General features: G+C 34.4%; 24 protein-coding genes and 1 tRNA gene. 12 read left to right on the forward strand and 13 right to left on the reverse strand.

The genetic code is table 11. The features are described from left to right. Positions 1 to 9 precede the first annotated feature (9 nt). Positions 10 to 1,428, reverse strand: a complete 1,419-nt coding sequence (rlmD, locus tag V7S79_RS01500) for a 23S rRNA (uracil(1939)-C(5))-methyltransferase RlmD (protein ID WP_459488756.1) — start codon at positions 1,426 to 1,428, stop codon at positions 10 to 12. A gap of 90 nt (positions 1,429 to 1,518) precedes the next feature. Between rlmD and V7S79_RS01505 the strand changes: the two genes are divergently transcribed. After that, positions 1,519 to 2,325 (forward strand): SDR family oxidoreductase, encoded by an 807-nt coding sequence (locus V7S79_RS01505; RefSeq protein WP_459488758.1) that lies wholly within the window; start codon positions 1,519 to 1,521, stop codon positions 2,323 to 2,325. Between the two features lie 26 nt (positions 2,326 to 2,351). Here V7S79_RS01505 and V7S79_RS01510 read toward each other — a convergent pair whose 3' ends face one another. From V7S79_RS01510 to dnaB, 5 genes are all read right to left on the reverse strand, one after another. Further along, positions 2,352 to 2,780, reverse strand: coding sequence for a DM13 domain-containing protein (locus tag V7S79_RS01510; protein WP_459488759.1), 429 nt, complete (start codon positions 2,778 to 2,780; stop codon positions 2,352 to 2,354). Positions 2,781 to 2,792: 12 nt separating this feature from the next. After that, a complete protein-coding gene (locus V7S79_RS01515; RefSeq protein ID WP_459488761.1) occupies positions 2,793 to 3,710 on the reverse strand; it encodes a hypothetical protein in 918 nt (305 codons plus the stop codon). A 76-nt stretch (positions 3,711 to 3,786) separates the two neighbouring features. Beyond that, positions 3,787 to 4,242: a GNAT family N-acetyltransferase gene (locus V7S79_RS01520; protein ID WP_459488763.1), complete on the reverse strand. Its 456-nt coding sequence runs from the start codon at positions 4,240 to 4,242 to the stop codon at positions 3,787 to 3,789. A gap of 16 nt (positions 4,243 to 4,258) precedes the next feature. After that, positions 4,259 to 5,434 (reverse strand): retropepsin-like aspartic protease, encoded by a 1,176-nt coding sequence (locus V7S79_RS01525; protein WP_459488765.1) that lies wholly within the window; start codon positions 5,432 to 5,434, stop codon positions 4,259 to 4,261. 131 nt (positions 5,435 to 5,565) lie between these two features. Further along, positions 5,566 to 7,155: a replicative DNA helicase gene (dnaB, locus tag V7S79_RS01530; RefSeq protein WP_459488766.1), complete on the reverse strand. Its 1,590-nt coding sequence runs from the start codon at positions 7,153 to 7,155 to the stop codon at positions 5,566 to 5,568. Between the two features lie 109 nt (positions 7,156 to 7,264). Here dnaB and V7S79_RS01535 point away from each other — a divergent pair, with 109 nt between their 5' ends. The 4 genes from V7S79_RS01535 to V7S79_RS01550 all read left to right on the forward strand — a co-directional run bounded on the left by V7S79_RS01535 (position 7,265) and on the right by V7S79_RS01550 (position 10,702). Continuing rightward, entirely contained in the window at positions 7,265 to 8,221 is a 957-nt protein-coding gene (locus V7S79_RS01535) for a PhoH family protein (RefSeq protein WP_459488768.1), read from the forward strand. Positions 8,222 to 8,284: 63 nt separating this feature from the next. Beyond that, a complete protein-coding gene (locus tag V7S79_RS01540) occupies positions 8,285 to 8,719 on the forward strand; it encodes a GNAT family N-acetyltransferase (RefSeq protein ID WP_459488770.1) in 435 nt (144 codons plus the stop codon). A 46-nt stretch (positions 8,720 to 8,765) separates the two neighbouring features. Next, positions 8,766 to 9,413, forward strand: coding sequence for a TetR family transcriptional regulator C-terminal domain-containing protein (locus tag V7S79_RS01545; RefSeq protein ID WP_459488772.1), 648 nt, complete (start codon positions 8,766 to 8,768; stop codon positions 9,411 to 9,413). Further along, positions 9,413 to 10,702, forward strand: a complete 1,290-nt coding sequence (locus V7S79_RS01550) for an ABC1 kinase family protein (protein WP_459488774.1) — start codon at positions 9,413 to 9,415, stop codon at positions 10,700 to 10,702. The genes V7S79_RS01545 and V7S79_RS01550 overlap by 1 nt, the downstream gene beginning before the upstream one ends. Before the next feature lie 134 nt (positions 10,703 to 10,836). Here the strand turns inward: V7S79_RS01550 and V7S79_RS01555 are convergent, their stop codons facing one another. Continuing rightward, complete coding sequence (locus V7S79_RS01555; RefSeq protein WP_459488775.1) at positions 10,837 to 11,220, reverse strand: DUF3127 domain-containing protein; 384 nt, start codon at positions 11,218 to 11,220, stop codon at positions 10,837 to 10,839. Positions 11,221 to 11,295: 75 nt separating this feature from the next. On the opposite strand from V7S79_RS01555, the gene V7S79_RS01560 reads away from it, so the two are divergent. Beyond that, positions 11,296 to 11,379 (forward strand) — tRNA-Leu (locus tag V7S79_RS01560). A gap of 44 nt (positions 11,380 to 11,423) precedes the next feature. After that, on the forward strand, positions 11,424 to 12,401 hold the full coding sequence (gene trhO, locus V7S79_RS01565) for an oxygen-dependent tRNA uridine(34) hydroxylase TrhO (RefSeq protein ID WP_459489263.1): 978 nt from the start codon (positions 11,424 to 11,426) through the stop codon (positions 12,399 to 12,401). A 131-nt stretch (positions 12,402 to 12,532) separates the two neighbouring features. On the opposite strand, the gene V7S79_RS01570 is transcribed toward trhO, so the two are convergent. Then, positions 12,533 to 12,892: an iron chaperone gene (locus V7S79_RS01570; RefSeq protein ID WP_459488776.1), complete on the reverse strand. Its 360-nt coding sequence runs from the start codon at positions 12,890 to 12,892 to the stop codon at positions 12,533 to 12,535. Positions 12,893 to 12,895: 3 nt separating this feature from the next. Next, complete coding sequence (locus V7S79_RS01575) at positions 12,896 to 13,351, reverse strand: 3-oxoacyl-ACP synthase (protein WP_459488777.1); 456 nt, start codon at positions 13,349 to 13,351, stop codon at positions 12,896 to 12,898. 39 nt (positions 13,352 to 13,390) lie between these two features. Between V7S79_RS01575 and V7S79_RS01580 the strand changes: the two genes are divergently transcribed. Then, positions 13,391 to 14,275, forward strand: coding sequence for a nucleoside phosphorylase (locus V7S79_RS01580; RefSeq protein WP_459488778.1), 885 nt, complete (start codon positions 13,391 to 13,393; stop codon positions 14,273 to 14,275). 89 nt (positions 14,276 to 14,364) lie between these two features. On the opposite strand, the gene V7S79_RS01585 is transcribed toward V7S79_RS01580, so the two are convergent. Further along, positions 14,365 to 14,853, reverse strand: a complete 489-nt coding sequence (locus tag V7S79_RS01585) for an N-acetyltransferase family protein (protein WP_459488779.1) — start codon at positions 14,851 to 14,853, stop codon at positions 14,365 to 14,367. 53 nt (positions 14,854 to 14,906) lie between these two features. Here V7S79_RS01585 and surE point away from each other — a divergent pair, with 53 nt between their 5' ends. Together surE and V7S79_RS01595 are read left to right on the forward strand one after the other, a co-directional pair. Further along, positions 14,907 to 15,686, forward strand: coding sequence for a 5'/3'-nucleotidase SurE (gene surE / locus V7S79_RS01590; protein WP_459488780.1), 780 nt, complete (start codon positions 14,907 to 14,909; stop codon positions 15,684 to 15,686). Between the two features lie 2 nt (positions 15,687 to 15,688). Continuing rightward, positions 15,689 to 16,675: a cation diffusion facilitator family transporter gene (locus V7S79_RS01595; protein ID WP_459488782.1), complete on the forward strand. Its 987-nt coding sequence runs from the start codon at positions 15,689 to 15,691 to the stop codon at positions 16,673 to 16,675. Here the strand turns inward: V7S79_RS01595 and V7S79_RS01600 are convergent. From V7S79_RS01600 to V7S79_RS01610, 3 genes are read right to left on the reverse strand one after another with little or no spacing between them, the layout of a single operon-like run. Beyond that, entirely contained in the window at positions 16,661 to 17,359 is a 699-nt protein-coding gene (locus V7S79_RS01600; protein ID WP_459488784.1) for an SDR family NAD(P)-dependent oxidoreductase, read from the reverse strand. The genes V7S79_RS01595 and V7S79_RS01600 overlap by 15 nt on opposite strands. A gap of 2 nt (positions 17,360 to 17,361) precedes the next feature. Further along, positions 17,362 to 18,063, reverse strand: a complete 702-nt coding sequence (gene folE, locus V7S79_RS01605; protein ID WP_459488786.1) for a GTP cyclohydrolase I FolE — start codon at positions 18,061 to 18,063, stop codon at positions 17,362 to 17,364. Beyond that, complete coding sequence (locus V7S79_RS01610) at positions 18,023 to 18,445, reverse strand: 6-pyruvoyl trahydropterin synthase family protein (RefSeq protein ID WP_459488788.1); 423 nt, start codon at positions 18,443 to 18,445, stop codon at positions 18,023 to 18,025. Before V7S79_RS01610 ends, folE begins: the two co-directional genes overlap by 41 nt. A gap of 79 nt (positions 18,446 to 18,524) precedes the next feature. Here V7S79_RS01610 and V7S79_RS01615 point away from each other — a divergent pair, with 79 nt between their 5' ends. Beyond that, complete coding sequence (locus V7S79_RS01615) at positions 18,525 to 19,877, forward strand: Gfo/Idh/MocA family protein (RefSeq protein WP_459488790.1); 1,353 nt, start codon at positions 18,525 to 18,527, stop codon at positions 19,875 to 19,877. Positions 19,878 to 19,890: 13 nt separating this feature from the next. Beyond that, positions 19,891 to 21,096 carry a sugar MFS transporter gene (locus tag V7S79_RS01620; protein ID WP_459488792.1) on the forward strand — a complete coding sequence of 402 codons (1,206 nt, stop codon included), beginning with the start codon at positions 19,891 to 19,893 and terminating at the stop codon, positions 21,094 to 21,096. The last annotated feature ends 29 nt before the right edge of the window (positions 21,097 to 21,125 follow it).

A 21,125-nucleotide genomic window follows, 5' to 3' on the forward strand; every position in this document is an offset into this window, starting at 1 on the left:
ATTTTTTAATTATTTTTTCAATCTCAATCGAACGATGTTTTCTACGTGATGAGTTTGTGGAAACATATCTACTGGATGAACCACATCTACCGTATAAGCTTCGTCTAACCATGCTAAATCTCTAGCTTGAGTGGCAGGATTACAGCTTACATATACAATGGTTTTGGGTAATACTTTTAACAATTGTCGTACCACATCTTCGTCCATTCCAGCTCTTGGTGGATCAGTGATAACTACATCTGGTTTTCCATGAATTGAAATAAATTCATCCGTTAAAAGCTTTTTCATATCGCCCGCAAAAAAGGATGAATTTTCCACTTTATTGTGTTTTGCATTCATTTTAGCATCCTCTACGGCCATCTCAACATATTCTAGACCAACAACTTTTTGAGTCATTTTGGCTAAAAATAAGGCGATTGTTCCCGTACCTGAATAAAGGTCATACACAATTTCATTTCCCGTTAAATCCGCATATTCTCTAACTAATTGATATAAGCGCAAAGCTTGGTGCGTATTCGTTTGGAAGAAAGATTTAGGTCCAATTTGAAACCTCAAATCTTCCATTACTTCTTCAATGTATGGTTTACCGTGATAACAAATAACCTCTAAATCGTGGAATGTATCATTTCCTTTTTGATTAATGACATAATTCAAGGAAGTGATTTGAGGGAAATTATTTTTTAAATGTTCCATGATCAAATCAATTTCAAATTGCTCTGCATAAGCAAATTGAACATTCACCATCCATTCTCCTGAACTCGAATTCCGAATGATTAAATTTCGTAATGCTCCCTCCTTTTGGTTTTTCAATTCATAAAATGAAATGTTATTTTTCTCCGCAAATTCTCGTACACTATTACGAATTTGATTGGAAGGGTCTCCTTGTAAATAACAATGGTTTACTTCCAAAATCTTATCAAAACGGCCTGGAACGTGAAAGCCCAAGGCATTCATCGATCCTAAATCTTCTTGTCCAATTTCTTCATTGGTTAACCACCTAGCAGAAGAAAAAGTAAATTCTAATTTATTGCGATAATAATATTGTTCCTCGGAACCTAGAATTTCATGGAATTCAGGTAGTGGAACCTTAGCAATGCGTTCTAAATTATCCTTTACTTGTCGAGTTTTAAAACCTAATTGAGCTTCGTAAGACACATGTTGCCATTTGCAACCACCACAAATCCCAAAATGACTACAAGCAATTGCTGTCCTAAATTTCGAAGATGGAGTAATATTAAAAGCTTGGGCTTGTTTGAATTTCTTTTTTGAACGTAATATTTTTAAATCACAAACATCACCTGGAGCGACGGGGCCTTGAACGAAGATAACTTCATCATTGATTTTTACAATGCACTTTGCTTCTGCAGCAAAATCTAAAATTTCAACTTGTTCAATTATTTGTGGGGCTTTGTCTTTCTTTCTGCTCATGTTTTAAAAATATGTGCAAAAATAGTGCATTCTTATCGCTTAACAACCAATTTAAAGATAAAAGCTTAACTTCGTGTGTAAATTTATATTATGGAAAATAAAGTTGTTATCATCACAGGTGCATCCTCAGGTATTGGAAAAGCTTTGGCATTTGAATACGGTAAAAAAGGGAATATAATTGTTATTACAGGTAGAAATCCACAGAAACTTCAAGAGGCTGTTCGTGAGCTAGAAGATGCAAGAATTCTAGTTAAAGGCATCGTTTGCGATAGTAGTTCTGAGTCGGAAACCAATGAAATGATTGCTGAGGTGATAGATACCTACAAAAAAATAGATTTATTGATTAATAATGCGGGAATTTCTATGCGTTCTATGTTTGAAACAGTGAATTTAAATGTGTTGAAACAAGTGATGGATATTAATTTTTGGGGGACAGTTTATGCAACGCATGCTGCTCTACCCTATTTGAAAGCATCTAAAGGCGGAATCATTGGTATTTCATCCATTGCAGGTTACAGGGGCTTACCCGTTCGTACAGGTTATTCAGCCTCCAAATTTGCTATGAACGGATTTTTAGAAGCCTTGCGCACGGAATTACTCGAAACGGGAGTTCATGTGTTAATTGCTTGTCCAGGATTTACTGCTTCCAACATCCGTTCAGCTTCTCTTGGTGCAAATGGTCAAATCACAGGAGAAACCATGCGAGATGAAGAAAAAATGATGTCTGCCGAAGAAGTTGCATCTGAAATTTTCCAGGCCTATGCTTCACGAAAGAAAACCTTGGTATTAACTTTCCAAGGAAAATTAACGGTCTTTTTGAATAAATGGATGAATGGATTGATGGATCGTTTGGTATATAATACCTTGAAAAAGGAAAAAGATAGTCCTTTGAATTAGAGACTATCTTTTTTTAATCCAATGATTTATGGTTCCAATTTGGCATAACCAAAATTTACATTGAAATCAACGCACCACACTACTACATACTTATATACAGTAAGGTCTGTATTTACAGGAACGTCATAGGTATAATTACCATTTAACCCTTTTATATCACCCAAATTGATAAATGTACCCTTGATATCTGATAAGTTTGCAACCAAATAGATGTCCAGGTCAGGGCCATTATCCGTTTTAAAGTTGTTGAAATTTATTTTTGTCTTGTTACTATTTACGGCTACCACGCCACTCGTTGGGTGAGCTGCAGCCACAAAGCTTCCTTTTAGTGCGAATGTGTTATCTACAGGTGTAATTGGTGTTCCATTATTCTCTCCCTTAGAGCATGAAAGAAGTATAAATGAGGTAAAAAGTAGGCTAAATAAAATTCGGTTTTTTGAATATATGGTTTTCATGAAAGTATTTTGTTAAAATTTGAAACTATATTCTATGTTCAATACAAAACTTCTAGTTAATCCATCAGGTCTGGCAGTTCTAACCAAAAATGGCATTCCCGTACTGAATTGTATAAAATTTGTCTTATTTAATTCGTAATCAATGTAAAGGTTGCCATTCAAGGTCAATCCCTGAGAGCCTTTGATCTCGTTTTCAATACCTGAGCCATTTGTATACCTATCATTGTCTAAATGATAAATTGGTAACAAACTCGGGGTGAGTTTAAGCTTTTGTCCTGTGGCGATTGGATAAGAGAATCTTAACAATAAATCTCCACTACGAATGAATTTATTCGTCGATTGAAATTCCCGTAGTTTTGAGGTTGAAGGATAATTTTCTGTTAAAAACCCATTTTTGTTTTGGCTTATGGGTTGTTGGTAGGCTAAAATGAATTGCATTTTATTTACCGCATATCCCAAGCCTGCAATTAAATCAAGGGTGCCTAAACTACTTTGGTAATCCATGGGTAATGCAATATTCGCATTCAATTGATTTCCACTATTGAAAGGGATTTTACTGCCAAATATAAAATTTAGCTTTTCATTGTAACGGTAACTTCCTGAGAGATAAATATCTGAAAGACCAAATGTTGAAAGTTTATTCCCACGCTGGGAAAGAGAAGTGATTTTGGCGTTAACACCTAATTGACTTGATATGTCATGATTGTATTCAAAATAATTTCCCAATGTAATAATTGAATGATCCCCTGGGCCAAAATTCGTACCAATTTTAATATGGCTTTTTTTGACAAATTCTTGCTGATACGAATGAGGCCTTAATCCATTGATGGAGCAAAATCCAGCGTCACTGCAACCTTGGGCATGTGTAGAATAATAAATTAAAGATAGAACGGAAATTAATGTGATTACAATGATTATCTTCTTACTCATATTAGTGGTTTTTAAAAATTTGCAGAAACAAAATTTACAGATGAATCAATTTTAGATTCTAAATGTTGTTACTAATTTAATATTTTAATTCTTTTTTCCATGCTTGATTAGCCATTTCAAATTTAATTTCTTTATTTCCATGTAAGCCGATCTCAACCCAACCTGCTTTTCTGTAAAACTTTTCTGCTCTGGTATTAAATTCGGTACATAGCCAAACATTTTGCTGTGTTTGTGAAAAATACCAATTTAACATTAACTGATGAAGCTTCCGGCCAACTCCTTTTTTTTCAAAATAGGGATCAATAAACAAGGCCCAAATGTTATTTTCCGTCAGATCAACAATGGCAAAACCAATTATTTGATAATCGATTTCACACACCCATCCTTTTCCTCTTATTGTTAAATATTCTTCACAATCTTGGTCGCTAACTAAATTAGGGTCAGATATGGTATTTTCCTTAACGGAATGACGGATAATCTGAAATTGTCGAATATTAAATAATGTTACCTCTCTAAATATCTTGAATTTCAAATTAAAAGATTAGTAGTTAATTTTTATAATAGACTTGTTTGTCTAAATGGAATGAGAGGTATTGATTGTTTCGTTTAATCGTAATATCGATGGATGCTTTATTTTTTTCAACTTTGTTTAGATAGTATTGACATATATCTGATGGTTCTATTTTAGTAAAATCAACATCATCAATTTTAATTATTTCATCTCCCAGATTTATAGGAATATCTCTATCTGTTATTCTGTATACAACCTTTGCTTTACCATCCACGAATAAATAACTAAATCCAAAGCTATCATATGTTTTTTCAATCTGATTTGGGTGTTTTTTGAAGTAAATTTTACGATTCTCCCAATCCATTAAAAACAAATAGTCCTTTAAAAATTCATTTCCAATTAAGGTGGATTTCCCGCTACTAATAAATTGATTTTTAAATTCAACATGATCAAATTTGATGTTATTCTTTATCACATAGCCTTTTTCGGAATTTCCTACTCCATAAAATCCCGTTGAACTTATTCCTTCTGTAATTATCATGTTCACATTAGTAGAATTAAGTTTGACATGATTCAGATTGCTAGGAATTTTAATGCTGCCATTGAAACCTGTATCAAATGTGAACATTAACTTCTTGTCAAATATTTCACCCATAATTTTAGGTGTTTTTTGACTAAAATGTCTAAAGGTCCAGATAAAATCAGGGTTGTCCATATCAAAGGAATTTATCTTTTTTGAAACATTTATTTTATTGTTTTGATAATCAAATTCACAAAAAAGTTTGGCTAATAAATTCGCTCCAACAATTCCGTCCAAGCCTAGACATTTTATTTCCTTTGTTTCAATGGTCGTTACAGAACAAGCAATATCCTTGATGATTAAATTGCCAATTTTTATTTCTGGCACAATGACAAATTTCTCTTTTTTCTTTTTGTTATGAGAATCTGACATGGTGGATTGATGATGAATCTTCAAGTTCAATCGTTGAAAAATTTCTTCTGAAATGATTGTTGGAGCACCCGTATCGATGAGAAATTGATATTTTTTATCTCCTATTTCAACTGAACAAAAAGGTAAATCGTTGATTTGATTGATTGAAATTTCTTCTTTTTCATGAAGAGATTCTACATTGCCAGAATTATAAAACTTTTGATTCGTTCTACAGCTGAATGTTAATAATATGATGAATAAACTGTATAAACGTATTCTCATTTTGTATTAGTGGTTTTTAATAAATTTTAAACCTCTTACCTCTTACCTCTTACCTCTTACCTCTTACCACTTACCTCTTACCTCTTACCTCTTACCTCTTACCTCTTACCTTTTACCTCTTACCTCTTACCTCACCCAAATGGCGTATTAAACGGATCCGTATCATCAGAAGGCATGTTCATTTTACTTCCCTTGAAGACTGAATCGCCATTTTCAAAGGCAGCAGCGGTATCTCCCAAAGCACTCGAATCAAAACCTGCATTTCCTGAATCAAATGGTTGAAAATCTAAGTCGCAATATTTGGTAAATTTACCGATGAACTTCAACCAAACGTTTTCTAAAGATCCAGAACGGTTTTTAGCCATAATGATCTCCCCCATTCCAAGCAATGAATTACCTTGTTCGTCTTGGGTGATTTGATAATATTCAGGACGATAAATAAACATTACCTGATCGGCATCTTGCTCGATGGCTCCAGATTCACGAAGGTCAGATAATTGGGGTTTTTTATTTCCTCCTCTTGTTTCTGTAGAACGATTTAATTGCGAAAGGGCAATTACAGGTACATCTAATTCTTTTGCTAATTGCTTTAGAGCTCTTGATATTTGTGAAATTTCTTGCTCACGGTTACCGCTTGCTCCTTTTCCACTTGAATCGCCGGTCATTAATTGCAAATAATCTATGACGATCAACTGTATATTTTTTTGTGCTTTTAAACGACGACATTTTGCTCTTAATTCCAAAATGGAAAGTGCTGGAGTGTCATCGATAAACATCTGTGCCTCAAAAAGTGTCTTGATTTTAGTATGCAATTGTTGCCATTCATGTGGCTCTAATTTTCCTTTTCTGATTTTTTCTGCTTCAATTTCAGCTTCTGCAGATATAATACGATTGACCAATTGAACGGCTGACATTTCCAATGAAAACAGTGCAACAGCATGTCCAAATTCAACCGCCGCATTTCTACATGCAGAAACGACAAAAGCCGTTTTACCCATACCTGGACGAGCAGCAATGATGATTAATTCTTGCTTCTGCCAGCCAGAGGTCAAACGATCTAATTCTGTAAATCCTGAAGGTATACCCGTTAAACCGCTTTTTTGTAATTGCTTTTTTTCTAATTCATCGACCGCCTTTTTCAAGATGTCTGACATACTCTCGTAGTTCTTACGTATATTGGATTCAGCAATCGTAAATAATTCCTGCTCCATTTTATCCAAAATTTGAAAAACGTCTGAGGTATCCTCATAAGATTGACGTTGGATTTCAGATGAAATATGGATTAATTGTCGCTTTAAATATTGCTCTATGATAATACGCGCATGATATTCAACATTGGAAGTTGAACTAACACGTGAAGTCAATTGTGCCAAATAACTCGTTCCGCCTGCCCTTTCCAACTCACCATTTACTTTTAAATAGTTGTTGACTGTCAATAAATCTACAGGTTGGGATGCTTGAAATAAACCTTGAATGGCTTGAAATATTTTCTGGTGAGCTTCTTTGTAAAAAGATTCAGGTTTTAATAATTCAATGACATTGGCTAAAGGTTCTTTTTCCAACATTAATGCACCTAATAATGCCTCTTCAAGGTCCAATGCTTGAGGAGGTAATTTTCCTAAGCCCAAATCGCTCAAACGCGCAGGAGTTGAAGTTCTCGTATTCACGTTACTTGATGTATTTCCTTTCTTAAAAATTGATGCGGGAGTATTAGATTCCATAGAATACAATTTTACCACTTTTTATCAAAAATATCATCTTTTTTGCTCGATAAAATTTCAATAATTTTCTACATTAGTGCTTTGAATTCACAACTTAACTTTTTTGTACTTGTTAGAAAAAATTATTTCCCTTGCCGATATTTCATTAATCGATTTTTTCGGTCCGTCTAATACGAATCTAAGTTTAATTACGGATGCCTTTCCTCAAACAAAAATTATTGCCAGAGGAGATCAATTAACTGTCAGAGGCTCGGATGACCAAATTTCTTTGGTAGAAGCTATTGTTAATCAATGCATCAAACATCTTGAAAAACATCATACCCTTTCAGGTTCTCATACTAAAGCTTACATTGAAGCTATTTTAAATCCTACGGGCGAAGAAGTAGAAACTCCTTGGGTGGAAGATAAAGATGTGTTGTTGTTTGGAAATAAAGGCATTGTAATCAAAGTTAAAACACCAAATCAACGCAAATTAGTAGAAGCTGCTTCTAAAAATGACATTGTGTTTGCCTTAGGACCAGCGGGAACGGGTAAAACATACACGGCTGTCGCATTGGCAGTAAAAGCCTTAAAAAATAAAGAAGTTAAAAAAATAATCATTACTCGCCCTGCCGTTGAAGCTGGCGAAAATCTAGGTTTTTTACCTGGCGATTTAAAAGAAAAAATTGATCCCTATTTGCGTCCCATTTATGATGCATTGGATGATATGATTCCTGCTGAAAAGTTGAAATTTTACATCGAAAATAGAACCATTGAAATTGCTCCTTTGGCCTACATGCGAGGAAGAACCTTGAATAAAGCTTTTATTTTATTGGATGAGGCTCAAAATACGACTTCCATGCAAATGAAAATGTTTTTAACAAGGATGGGAATCCAATCAAAAACCATTATCACGGGAGATAAATCACAAGTAGATTTACCCAAAAACCAAGTTTCTGGCTTAGGTGATGCGGTTAAGATTTTACAAGGAATCAAAGGTATTTCATTTGTTGAATTAGACGGAAGTGACGTGGTTCGACATCGTTTAGTTCGAGAAATCATTGAGGCGTACGATAAAAAGGGCTAAGTAAGAGGTAAGAGGTAATAGGTAAGAGGTAAAAGGGCTTTTCTTTTTTCAAAAAAAACAGCAATGAATTATTCCATCAAAGAGGCAAAAAGTTTAGAGGAAATCAATCAGGTTTTTGACATTCGGATTGAGGTGTTTGTCAAAGAGCAAAAGTGTTTACCCTCTGAGGAATTTGATGATTTGGATGCCCAGGCAAGGCATTTTCTTTTGTTGATAGACCATCAATCTGCCGCTACTGGAAGGTTCAGAAAAACGGAAAAAGGTATTAAAATTGAACGAATTGCCACCTTAGAGAAATATCGAGGGCAAGGATTAGCTAGTCTGTTAATCAAACACATCATAGAACAAGCTCAAGAGCAATTTCCAGAAGAACATTATTTTTATCTTCATTCCCAACAAACTGTGATGCCGCTCTATGCGTCTTTAGGTTTTCAGCCTTTTGGAGATACATTTATCGAAGCGGATATTATTCACCAAGCCATGGAAAGGATTATTTAAAACTTTTTTGGCTAATTTGTTGTTTATCCATCATAAATCAAAAATTATGATCGATAAAATAATTTCCGCCTACATCAATCACATTCGAGAAGAAGGACAAAGTCCTAAAAGTTTGTATTCTTTTGCGAAATCCTTGGATCTTGAAGAGAAGGATTTATATGCCTATTTTACTTCATTTGAAGGTTTAGAAAACATTATTTGGTCCAATAAAATTCAAACGACGATTCAAAACTGTCAATCTGATCCGGTTTATGCATCCTACTCAGTAAGAGAAAAGTATTTGTCATTTGTATTTTCTTTTTTTCAAGAGCTTCTTCCAGAAAGGTCTTTTTTTATTCAAAATTGGAAGAAAATAGCAAAGCCTACTTTCGGAATTCCTGAAGCTTTAAAATCGGCCAATGAGGTGTATTTGACCTATGTTCAGTCCTTAATGGATGAGGCGATTGAAAGTAATGAAGTAAAAGCTAGAAAATATTTAGATAAAAAATATGCAGATGGATTGTGGTTTCAATTTATCATGATTATCCAATTTTGGGTCAAAGATTTTTCCCCAAATTTTGAAAAAACGGATGAATTCATTGAGAAATCGACGCAAGCTTCTTTTGAGCTTTTAGGTGTAACAGCCTTCGATTCCTTAATTGATTTAGGTAAGTTTTTGATTCAGAATAAAACAGGGATGAATTTCCAAAAATAATGAAAGAAAATACATATATCCCTGTTACGAAAGTAGCTAGGGCTTCAAAATTTGTGGGTACAGGTTTAAAAGTGGGGGGCAATTATTTGAAGTATTCAATTCAAAAGATGGCTAATCCAGATTTGAACAAAGATCAACTTCATGAAGACAATGCCAAAGATATCTATGATTCTTTAAGTGTTTTAAAGGGATCCGCATTAAAGGTCACTCAAATGTTGAGTATGGACCGTGGTATGTTGCCACGCGCCTACAGAGAAGCATTTGCAATGGCTCAATACTCTGCTCCGCCTCTTTCTGGGCCATTGGTAGTAAAAACTTTTCAAACGGAATTAGGGAAATCACCCGGCTTATTATTTGACCAATTCGATTTAAAGGCAAGTTTTGCAGCTTCGATTGGTCAGGTACATCGGGCAGAAAAAGATGGGAAAAAGTTGGCAGTGAAGGTGCAATACCCAGGTGTTGCGAATAGCATTCATGCCGATTTAAAAATGATCAAACCCATTGCTTTGGCTATGTTTTCTTTGAATGAGAAAGATGTAGACCGATATATGGCCGAGGTACAAGATAAATTGATGGAGGAGACGAATTATGTGCAGGAGATGAAATATGCGCAAGATATTACAGCTGCATGTTCTCATTTAGACGGACTTGTTTTCCCAAACTATTATCCTGAATATTCCTCCAATAAAATATTATGCATGGATTGGTTAGAAGGCATGCATTTAAAAGAATTTTTAGCAACGAATCCAAGTCAAGAAATTCGTGATTTAATTGGTCAAAGACTTTGGGATTTCTATGAATTTCAAATTCATCAATTAAAAATGGTCCATGCAGATCCTCATCCAGGTAATTTTTTGCTCCATGCCGATGGAAGCCTAGGTATTTTGGATTTTGGATGTGTCAAAAAGATACCTTCTTCGTTTTATGATCCTTATTTTGCTCTTTTAGATACGCGTGTTTTAAAAGAGAAGTCGAAAACAATGGAAATTTTTGAACAATTAGAATTTGTCAATCCATTGGATAGTGCAAAAGAGAAAGAAGATTATTTCGAGTTATTTACATCCATGATTGAGTTGTTAGCTCGACCTTTTCAAACTTCACAATTTGATTTTTCGGATGTGAATTATGTCAATGAAATTTATCAGATGGCTGATGAATTGAAGAATAACGAAATGCTGCGTTATTCTAAACATGCCCGTGGTTCACAACATGGTTTATATATCAATCGAACTTATTTTGGATTATATACCTTGTTGCATGAGTTAGGTAGTAAGATTGTAATTGGATAGAAAAGAGAAAAGAGAAAAGAGAAAAGAGAAAAGAGAAAAGAGAAAAGAGAAAAGAGAAAAGATCTTTTACCTCTTACCTCTTACCTCTTACCTCTTACCTCTTTTTCTATCTCCTCTTTTCTCTCTTCTATTTTCTAGAAAGGTAAATCATCACCTGCCTCTGCTTCCATTGGAGGGAAAGTGACAGTTCCGCTAGGATTGACGATTACATTGTCAGGTACCTGTCCAACAGATTGAGCTGCACCTACTTTATCAATACGATATGCACGAATATCCGTATACCAACGCTCATTGTATTCACGTGATTCTACATTGAATTGAACTTTAATTAGTTCACCTTCACTCACTGCTGCTAAATCTTGAGTTTTATCTCCCCAAACATTCATGCAAACTTTTTTTGGATATTGGTCTTGTGTTTCGATCACAAAATCTTGTTTGATCCAATTTGTACCTGTTTTACCAGTTCCTGTAACTTCTGGTAACTTCTTAATTAATTTTCCGCTTAGTTCTAAAGCCATTATAGTAAATTGATAATTTTAGAAATTGTATTTATTGGCAAGTAAGTAAATATTTGGTAATTTTGCTAACCTTTCGGCGATGTGGTGGAATTGGTAGACACGCTACTTTGAGGTGGTAGTGCCGCTTTAGGTGTGGGAGTTCGAATCTCCCCATCGTCACGTTTTTATTTTTTTAATTTTTATATCTGTAAATCATGTTGAAGATGAAACCTTACAGTGTACTTCTTTATTATAACTATACGCCAATTCCTGATCCTGAATCGTATAGAGAAATACACCACCTTTATTGTTTAAATAATCATATTTTAGGTCGAGTAATTGTCGCATCTGAAGGGCTAAATGGAACAGTCTCCGGATTGAAAGTAGATTGCGAAGCTTACATGAGGTGGTTAGAAAATGATCCTATTTTTGCTGGAACAGATTTTGATTTCAAAGTTGAAGAGTTTGATGCGCATACTTTCAATAAATTACATGTTCGTGTAAAAAGTGAGATTGTACATTCCGATTTACCTGTCAATCCATTGATAAGAACGGGGAAGCATCTGAAGCCCAAGGAATTCAAGGAAATGTTAAAAAATGATCCTGATGTAGTTTTGGTAGATATGCGCTCCAATTATGAGCATGAGCTGGGCCGTTTTAAAGGAGCTTATACTTTTGATATGGAAAATCTACGTGATTTACCGAATCATGTTCAGGAAATTGAGCATTTGAAAAATAAAAAGGTTATCACATATTGCACAGGTGGAATTAAATGTGAAAAAGCTAGTGCTTACTTGTTAGAAAAAGGCTTTGAAAATGTTTATCAATTGCACGGAGGAATCATCAAATATGGCTTAGAAGAAGGTGGAGAAGATTTTGATGGTTCTTGTTACGTTTTTGATAATCGAGTAGCAACGTCAGTAAATTCAGTGAACCCAGAGGTGATTTCTAAATGTTATGTTTGTCAAACACCCTCCGACCACATGGTCAATTGCGCAAATCCTGAATGCAATGAGCATTTACCTATTTGTCCTAATTGCCTAAAAGAAATGGAAGGAGCTTGCTCAAAAGAATGTAAAGATCACCCTAGAAAACGTCCCTATAATGAAAAGGGATATTATTCTAAAAATTCTGTTGGATACTCCCCTGTTTTAGGATTTAAATCTTTTAGTAGAAATGCTAAAATTGAAGCAAAAAAATAAGATTTGAGGTAAAAGGTAATAGGTAAAAGGTAAAAGAGAAGACATACTCATACCTTTTACCTATTACCTTTTACCTATTACCTTTTACCTCTTACCTCTTACCTCTTACCTCTTACCTCTTACCTATTACCTCATACATCAATCTCCCCCTTTCTAAACTTCACCATTTTTTCAATGAGTTCCCATGGCATTTCTTTCTCAAAAGGGAACTGAACCCCTCCTTTTGAAAATTTATAGCCTGTCAATTCTTTTGTGAAATTTGATATACCTGATGGTGTCGGGAAAAAGCCGATGTGCGTATTGAATACACCAAAGTAACAAAGTGGTTTTTTCTGATATTTGAAAGCAGGCATTCCATAGGAAATGGATTCTTCCGCTTTAGGACAATTTTTTTTGATACAATTTCTTAGTTGGATCAATCGCTCCACTAATTCAGGACCTGCGTTCAATATATATTCATCGATGTTTTTAGCTATTAATTGATCTTTCATAAATTAAATAATTTGTAATATTTCAAAGGAATTGTCCCTGAATTTTATTTTATGACCAATAATTTTACCTTTCAATAAACTTCCAATGGGCGAATCAGCTGAAATGATAAAATAGGTTTGATTTTCTAAAATGACCTTTCCCAATCCAATGCTTAATAAATATTGCGCTTTATCAGTAATGATTAAACTACCTTGATCAGCTAAAATAGATGTTTTTTGTTTGATTTGATCCATAATTGTCAATTGATTTTTGTATAAATCAATCATCATAGCACATTTATCCATTTCTTTTTGCATCATTTCTCTACCTGTTTCGAATTTATCCCCAGCGCTACTTTTTGTATCACTATTTCTCGATTCACGTGCTAATTGAAAATCCCTCTCCATCTCTTGGATTTTTTGCTTCAAATCTTCTTTTATCAATTCGATTAATTTACCTTTGACTACTTTCCAATCCATGTTTTAAAATTTCAATAAAACTACAAATTACATTTGAATATGCCATTACAATACTCCGATACAGACCTTATTATCAATGCTGATGGTTCATCGTACCATCTAAATATTCGTCCTGAACAAATTCCTGATACTATTATTTTGGTTGGTGACCCTGAACGAGTGGCACACGTTTCCAAATATTTTGATCAAATAACAGAAAAGGTTCATAAAAGAGAATTTATTAGTCATTTTGGGCTATTAAATCAAAAAAAGATCGCCGTAATTTCGAGTGGAATTGGTCCTGATAATGTGGAAATAGTCATGACAGAATTAGATGCATTGGTTAACATTGATTTTTCAACAAGACAAGAAAAGTTACAAAAAAGGAGTTTGAATTTTATTCGGATTGGAACTTCAGGATCTATTCAAGAAGATATACCTGTGGATTCATTTTTGTTGTCTAATTCAGCCATTGGACTAGATAATTTGTCCTTTTTCTATGGATTTCGGAATCAAATACACGATTTTAATGCAAAAGAATTAGAAGCATTCGAAGAAAATCTACCATTTGGTATGAATATTTATGCAGTAAAAAGTTCTATGAAATTGGCACAAAATTTTCTGCAACATCCTAATTTTCAACAAGTAATATCGGGAATGACATTGACCACTCCAGGTTTTTATGCTCCTCAAGGTCGTCAAATGCGACTTAATTTACCATTCCCCCATTTTTTGAATGAAATTTCGTCTATTTCTTTAGCGGGTCAAACTTGTTCCAATATGGAAATGGAAACTGCTGCCTATTATGCTTTCGCTAAACTTTTAGGTCACGAAATGATTTCTCTAAATGCCATTTTAGCAAATCGAAAAACAAAAGAATTCGCACAAAATCCTGAAAAACAAGTTGATACATTGATTCAAATGACCATTGAAGCGTTGAAGTAACATAGAAAAGAGAAAAGAGAAAAGAGAAAAGAGAAAAACCTCTTACCTCTTACCTCTTACCTCTTACCTATTACCTATTACCTATTACATCATACATCAACCTCCATTACATAATCATTCATAAAAAAACCATTCCCAACATCTAAATCAACCTCTTCTTTGATTTTAAATCCTTTTTTTAAATAGAAATCAACGGCGGAATTATGCCTATTCACATTTAATTCAATGGTTTTTACTTTCATAGATTCGGCGATGTTAAAAATTTCTTGCAAGAGGATACTTCCACCTCCTTTTTGTTTGAAATTTGGGTGGGTATAAATTTTATGTAATTTACCTTTTCCAATAGCTATTTTTTCAAAAGAAGCATATCCAATTGCATTGGAAGATTGATCTTCAAGCAGAATAAAATGAACATTTCCATTGATTTGTTCTTCCAGTTTTTGGGTATTATACATCCAATCTAGCATATAAACACATTGTTCTTCTGTCAATATTTCTCCATAGGTTGGTCTCCATGCTGCCTCTGCGATTGACTGTATTAGTGGTATGTCTGAAATGTTCGCTTTTCTTGTTTTCATTTATCTAAATTTCTGCTTGCAAATTTGTACTTTTGTTGCTTAAATAAAAAGTTATGGGAAAAGAAAAACCGCTTATTTTAATTGCCAATGATGATTCAATTCATTCTAAAGGGATTAAGGTACTAACAGAAATTATGTCTGAAATGGGTGAAGTTGTTGTAGTAGCTCCTGATTCCCATCAGTCTGGAATGGGTCATGCGATTACCTTAGGTTCCCCAATTCGTGTTACTAAAACAGAAGATTTTGGTCCAAATATTGCTTCTTATAAATGTTCTGGTACACCTGCTGATTGTGTGAAATTTGGTAAACACTATATTTTAAAGGGTAGAAAAATTGATTTAGTAGTGAGTGGAATTAATCATGGCTCCAATGCCTCGATCTCCGTTTTATATTCAGGAACGATGTCTGCAGCTATAGAAGCCGCCATGGAGGGTATTCCTGCTATTGGTTTTTCATTGTGTGATTATGCTCATGACGCTGATTTTAGTCATTGCCATGATTTTGTTATCAAAATTGCTCAACAAGTTTTAGCAAATGGTTTACCAGCTGGATTGACATTAAATGTGAATTTTCCTGCTATTACAGTGGAAGGAATTAAAGGGATTCGTGTAGCCAAACAAGCAAATGCAGTGTATAGAGAATCTTTTGAGCAAAGAAAAGACCCCTATGGTCAGCCTTATTATTGGATGGATGGGGAATTAGAAAATAATGATTTGAACAATGGTACCGATTTGGACTTTTTGGCAGAAAATTATGCTACAATAGTGCCTGTAAAATATGATTTGACCGATTATACAGCCTTGGAAAATATGTCACATTGGGATTTTAATTAATAATGAAGCAAAGACTCATACTTTTTTCCTTTATCGTTAGTATGTTAATCATGGGTGTAAAATTTTATGCCTATTATTTGAGTGGTTCTACCACTTTACTAACCGATGCTTTGGAATCGATTGTGAATGTAGTTGCCGGCGCATTTGCCTATTATTCTATCTATTTGGCATCTTTGCCAAAAGATTTAAATCATCCTTATGGTCATGGTAAAATAGAATTTTTTGCTTCTGGATTAGAAGGTGTTTTGATTTTATTGGCTTCAGGTTATATCTTTTTACATGCTTCTCAACATTTATGGGCGCATCCAATCATCGAAAAATTAGATGTAGGTTTGTATATCTCATTAAGTTCTGCTGCTGTTAATGGAATTTTAGGCCTAATATTAGTCAAGGCTGGAAAGAAAGAACATTCACCGGCCTTAATTGCCGATGGAAAGCATTTGAAATTAGATGCGTACAATGGTGTTTTTGTAGCAATATCACTCGTAATTACCTTAATTACCGGGTGGTTATGGATCGATTCAATTGCTTCACTCATATTTGCAGGAATGATGTGTTGGCAAGGTGTACATTTGATTCGAAGCTCTGTGGCTGCTTTAATGGATGAAACAAATCCCAAAGTTTTTCAAAAAGTAATTGATTGTATTACGACCAATCAAAAGGAAGAATGGATTGATTTACACAATCTACGTGTTCAACAATATGGGGGTGATTTACACATTGATTGTCACTTGACACTACCTCGATTTTGGGATTTGAATCGGGTTCACGATGAAATTCATGAATTTGAAGAAATATTAGGGAATGTGTTACCAACCAATATCGAAATTTTTGTTCACAGCGACCCTTGTTTAGATGACTGTTGTTCTCACTGCGCGGTAAAGAATTGTTCTATTCGGAAAAATGAATTTAAGCAAAAAGTAGAATGGAATAAAATGAATTTAGCTTTGAACCAAAAACATTTCAACGAGGCACTAAACCGTTCTTAAGCTACCAATTCCGCCATCTACTCCGATGATTTGACCGGTAATCCAAGAATTTTCTTTTTGCAATAAGAATGCCGCTAAATTGGAAACATCCTCGGCAACACCCACTCTTCCTAAGGGGTGTCTTTTTCCTCCAGCTTCTATTTTTTCTGGACTATTTAATAAATTCTGTGATAAAGGAGTTTGGGTAAGCGAAGGGGCAATCGCATTTACTCGAATTTTATAATTACTCAATTCTGCTGCCAAAGATTTTGTAAGTCCCTCGATAGCTCCTTTGGAACTTGCAATCGATGCATGGAAACCCATACCAGTTTGCACTGCAACTGTAGAAAACAAGACAATAGATGAAGATTCAGATTGTTTTAACAAAGGAAGAATAGCTTGTATCGATTTAATTGCACCTAATACATTGATGTTGAAATCACTCTCAAAATCTGAAATAGAAAGTCTATGAAAGGGTTTTAAATTGATACTGCCCGGACAATAAACAAATCCGTCTATGGGGCCAGATAACTGCGAAAAAATATCTAAGGAATCATGGGAAGCATCCCAGCTAAAATTGGAAACTCCATGTAAATTGGATGCTTCTCTAGAGAAGTTGAAAACCTCATGGCCTTTATCTAACAATGTTTTAGCTAATGAATATCCAATTCCTTTGCTCGCACCTATAATGACGAATTTTCCCATTTTTATGAGTTAATAGAACTAAAAAACTCTTTTTTCGTATTTTCCTCTTGGAATTTTCCGCCATAAAAAGACGTAATCGTCGAAGTTGCATCATCCTTCACTCCTCTTGATGATACACACAAATGTTTGGCATCTATGTAAACTGCAACGTGCTCGGTTTCTAAAACTCTCTGAAGATGTTTCGCAATTTGCATGGTCAAACGCTCTTGAACTTGAGGTCTTTTGGCATAATATTGAACGATTCTATTCAACTTAGAAAGTCCGATAACTTTACCTGATGAAACATAAGCAATATGTGTTTTGCCAACAATTGGGACAAAATGATGTTCGCAATTTGAATAAAAACTGATGTTTTTTTCAATGAGCATTTCATTGTATCCAAATTTATTCTCGAACAAAGCGACTTTCGGCTCGTTTTTCGGATTTAATCCGCTGAAAATTTCTTCGATGTACATTTTTGCGACCCGCTTTGGAGTACCGCGCAATGAATCATCTGTTAAATCTAAACCTAAAGTGACCATGATTTCACGAAAATGTGCTTCAATTTTCGTGATTTTTTCTTCATCAGAAAGTTGAAATGCATCTTCTCTCATCGGAGTTTCAATGGAAGTAGCAATATGATTATCTCCTATTTCTTCATCAGAGAACATAAAGTTTTCCGAATCAATTAACAGGGAATTCAACAAAATTTCTTTCTGTTTCATATAGTCTAATTTTTAAATCTAATTCAGGCGAAAATAAATTTCTTAGTTTGTTGTAAATAACAACTGCAATATTTTCAGCAGTTGGATTTAAATTGGCAAATTCAGGAACGTCCAAATTTAAGTTTTTGTGATCTAATTTTTTTATCACTTCAGTTTGAACAATATCCGATACTAATTTCATATCTATCACATAACCAGTTTCTGGATTAATTGTTCCAGAAATTTGAATAATTAATTCATAATTATGGCCATGATAGTTGGGATTATTGCATAAACCAAACACAGCATTGTTCTTTTCATCTGACCAATCGGCATTATAAAGCCGATGAGCTGCGTTGAAATGCTCTTTTCTAAAAACACTTACTTTAGGATTTTCTATCATTTTTTATTTGTTACACAAAAATACTTCAGTTTTTTAATTAAATTTCAATTTAATTTATCATTAAACTAATATTTAACTCATGAAAAGACGGAATTTTATTTCCAAATCCCTTCTATATACTTCATCAGCTGCATTATTTCCTACAATTTTGAAAGCTAAACCTATAGAACAAAAAAAAGTACGATTAGGTTTCATAGGAGTTGGTCTTAGAGGCAGAAATCATTTAGAAATGGCTATGTTTAGACCCGATGTTGAAATTGTTGCCATTTGTGACATAGATCCAAAAGCCATCGCGAGTGCACAAAAAATGATCGCTTCCAAAGGCAGAACTGCCGCAGCCGTTTATCAAAAAAACGAAAAGGATTTCGAAAATTTAGTAAAAAGAGATGATATTGATGGAGTTGTTATTGCAACACCTTGGGAATGGCATGTTCCTATGGCATTAGCCACCATGAAAGAAGGAAAATATGCCGGAGTGGAGGTTTCTGCAACGGTTACATTGAAAGAATCTTGGGATTTAGTCAATATGCACGAAAAGACAGGTGCTCATTGCATGATTCTTGAAAATGTTTGCTACCGACGTGACGTGCTTGCTGTGTTAAATATGGTTCGCCAAGGAATGTTTGGCACACTTTCACATGTACAATGTGGCTATCAACATGATTTGAGAGAAGTGAAGTTTAATGATGGTATTAATCCGTATGGTGGCGGTGTAGAATTTGGAGAGAAAGGATTTTCAGAGGCAAAATGGAGAACGCAACACTCGGTTGATAGAAATGGAGATTTATATCCAACTCACGGATTGGGTCCTGTTGCGGAAATGTTGAATATTAACAGAGGAAATCAGTTTTTATATCTAACTTCCATGGCCTCACCTTCTATGGGTTTGCATGATTATATTGTAAAAAAAGGAGGGGAAACACATCCAAATGCTAAAGTGAAATTCAAATTAGGGGATGTTGTTCAAACAATGATTAAATGTGCCAATGGGGAAACTATATTAATAACCCATGATACCAATTTACCACGTCCTTATTCATTAGGATTTAGGGTTCAAGGAACGAATGGAATTTGGACGGAAGATAATAAATCGATATATCTAGATGGAATTTCTCCCAACAAACATCGTTGGGAAGATTTTAAGTCATACCAAGAAAAATATGATCACCCATTATGGAAAGAGCACTCAGCAGATGCTGAAAATGCAGGACATGGGGGAATCGATTATTTTGTTCTTCGTGGATTTATCGAAGCGATAAAAAATAAAGTGGCTCCTCCAATGGATGTTTATGATGCTGCCGCTTGGTCTGCTATTTCTCCGCTTTCAGAAGAATCCATTGCAAAAGGTTCTGCTCCTATTCAAATTCCTGATTTCACTCGCGGAAAATGGAAAACAAATCAACCTATTTTTGCTCTAAACAGTAACTATTAATTCAAAAAATACTATGAACAAACAAACAAACAACTCAAGTGGTCCTTTAATTATTATCGGAATTTTATTTTTCGTTTTTGGATTCGTTACTTGGGTGAATTCGGTTTTAATCGCATTTTTTAAGGATGCTTTCGATTTAAATAATTTTCAATCGCTTTTAGTTACTTCTGCATTTTTCATCTCCTATTTTGTCATGGCAATCCCTTCTTCATGGGTATTGGCTAAAACCGGATTTAAAAATGGAATGTCGGTGGGTTTATTAACTATGGGAGTTGGTACTTTATTATTTGTTCCTGCTGCTCAAATGGCCAATTATCCAATGTTTTTATTGGGATTATTCGTGATAGGAACTGGATTGGCCTTGTTGCAAACAGCTTCAAATCCATATGTGACAATTTTAGGCCCAAGTGAAAGTGCTGCTACTCGAATTTCTTTTATGGGTATTTGCAATAAAGTAGCGGGAATTTTAAGTCAGTTTATTTTTGGCGGAATTCTTTTGTCTAGCGCAACGGCAGCAACTGTTGATTTAAATGTGGTGGTTACACCTTATTTAATTATGACAGGTATTTTAGTTGGTTTGGCTCTTTTGGTTCGTTTTTCAACTTTACCAGAAGTTGAAGCGGAAGAAATTGAAGAAGATTCGAGCACCGAAAAATCAAGTGTTTGGGCATTTCCTAATTTAGTATTGGGTTTAGTGGCATTCTTTCTTTACGTGGGTGTGGAAGTTATGGCTGGAGATACGATCATCAATTATGGTGTTTCTAGGGGATTTGCAATGGATGAGGCTAAAATTTTTACTACATATACATTATATGGAATGTTATTCGGTTACATTGTTGGAATTCTATTTATTCCGAAATTAATTTCACAACAAACTGCTTTGAATTATTCAGCTATTTTAGGAGTATTATTCTCATTAGGGACTGTTTTTTTACCTGATGCTTTTTTGTCTGTGCTTTCTTTGGCTTTATTAGGTGTTGCAAATGCCTTGATGTGGCCAGCTTTATGGCCATTGGCAATCAATGGATTAGGAAAGTTTACCAAATTAGGTTCGGCTTTAATTATTATGATGATTTCAGGTGGAGCATTAGTACCCCTTTTATATGGTAGTATTGTGGATCAAATGGGCAATTCTCAATTGGCCTATTTAATCATGGTTCCCTGTTATTTATTTATCTACTATTACGCCAAAATTGGACATAAAAGAAAATCTTGGTAATATTTTGATGCAGTTCGATGTGGGTCTAG

The sequence above is a fragment of the Aquirufa sp. ROCK-SH2 genome (genome assembly GCF_054558315.1).

Coding starts and splice junctions, on each gene's coding strand:
- rlmD (WP_459488756.1), bottom strand. CDS start 1,428: ATGAGCAGAAAGAAAGACAAAGCCCCACAAATAATTGAACAAGTTGAA.
- V7S79_RS01505 (WP_459488758.1), top strand. CDS start 1,519: ATGGAAAATAAAGTTGTTATCATCACAGGTGCATCCTCAGGTATTGGA.
- V7S79_RS01510 (WP_459488759.1), bottom strand. CDS start 2,780: ATGAAAACCATATATTCAAAAAACCGAATTTTATTTAGCCTACTTTTT.
- V7S79_RS01515 (WP_459488761.1), bottom strand. CDS start 3,710: ATGAGTAAGAAGATAATCATTGTAATCACATTAATTTCCGTTCTATCT.
- V7S79_RS01525 (WP_459488765.1), bottom strand. CDS start 5,434: ATGAGAATACGTTTATACAGTTTATTCATCATATTATTAACATTCAGC.
- dnaB (WP_459488766.1), bottom strand. CDS start 7,155: ATGGAATCTAATACTCCCGCATCAATTTTTAAGAAAGGAAATACATCA.
- V7S79_RS01540 (WP_459488770.1), top strand. CDS start 8,285: ATGAATTATTCCATCAAAGAGGCAAAAAGTTTAGAGGAAATCAATCAG.
- V7S79_RS01545 (WP_459488772.1), top strand. CDS start 8,766: ATGATCGATAAAATAATTTCCGCCTACATCAATCACATTCGAGAAGAA.
- V7S79_RS01550 (WP_459488774.1), top strand. CDS start 9,413: ATGAAAGAAAATACATATATCCCTGTTACGAAAGTAGCTAGGGCTTCA.
- V7S79_RS01555 (WP_459488775.1), bottom strand. CDS start 11,220: ATGGCTTTAGAACTAAGCGGAAAATTAATTAAGAAGTTACCAGAAGTT.
- trhO (WP_459489263.1), top strand. CDS start 11,424: ATGAAACCTTACAGTGTACTTCTTTATTATAACTATACGCCAATTCCT.
- V7S79_RS01570 (WP_459488776.1), bottom strand. CDS start 12,892: ATGAAAGATCAATTAATAGCTAAAAACATCGATGAATATATATTGAAC.
- V7S79_RS01575 (WP_459488777.1), bottom strand. CDS start 13,351: ATGGATTGGAAAGTAGTCAAAGGTAAATTAATCGAATTGATAAAAGAA.
- V7S79_RS01580 (WP_459488778.1), top strand. CDS start 13,391: ATGCCATTACAATACTCCGATACAGACCTTATTATCAATGCTGATGGT.
- V7S79_RS01585 (WP_459488779.1), bottom strand. CDS start 14,853: ATGAAAACAAGAAAAGCGAACATTTCAGACATACCACTAATACAGTCA.
- surE (WP_459488780.1), top strand. CDS start 14,907: ATGGGAAAAGAAAAACCGCTTATTTTAATTGCCAATGATGATTCAATT.
- V7S79_RS01595 (WP_459488782.1), top strand. CDS start 15,689: ATGAAGCAAAGACTCATACTTTTTTCCTTTATCGTTAGTATGTTAATC.
- V7S79_RS01600 (WP_459488784.1), bottom strand. CDS start 17,359: ATGGGAAAATTCGTCATTATAGGTGCGAGCAAAGGAATTGGATATTCA.
- folE (WP_459488786.1), bottom strand. CDS start 18,063: ATGAAACAGAAAGAAATTTTGTTGAATTCCCTGTTAATTGATTCGGAA.
- V7S79_RS01610 (WP_459488788.1), bottom strand. CDS start 18,445: ATGATAGAAAATCCTAAAGTAAGTGTTTTTAGAAAAGAGCATTTCAAC.
- V7S79_RS01615 (WP_459488790.1), top strand. CDS start 18,525: ATGAAAAGACGGAATTTTATTTCCAAATCCCTTCTATATACTTCATCA.
- V7S79_RS01620 (WP_459488792.1), top strand. CDS start 19,891: ATGAACAAACAAACAAACAACTCAAGTGGTCCTTTAATTATTATCGGA.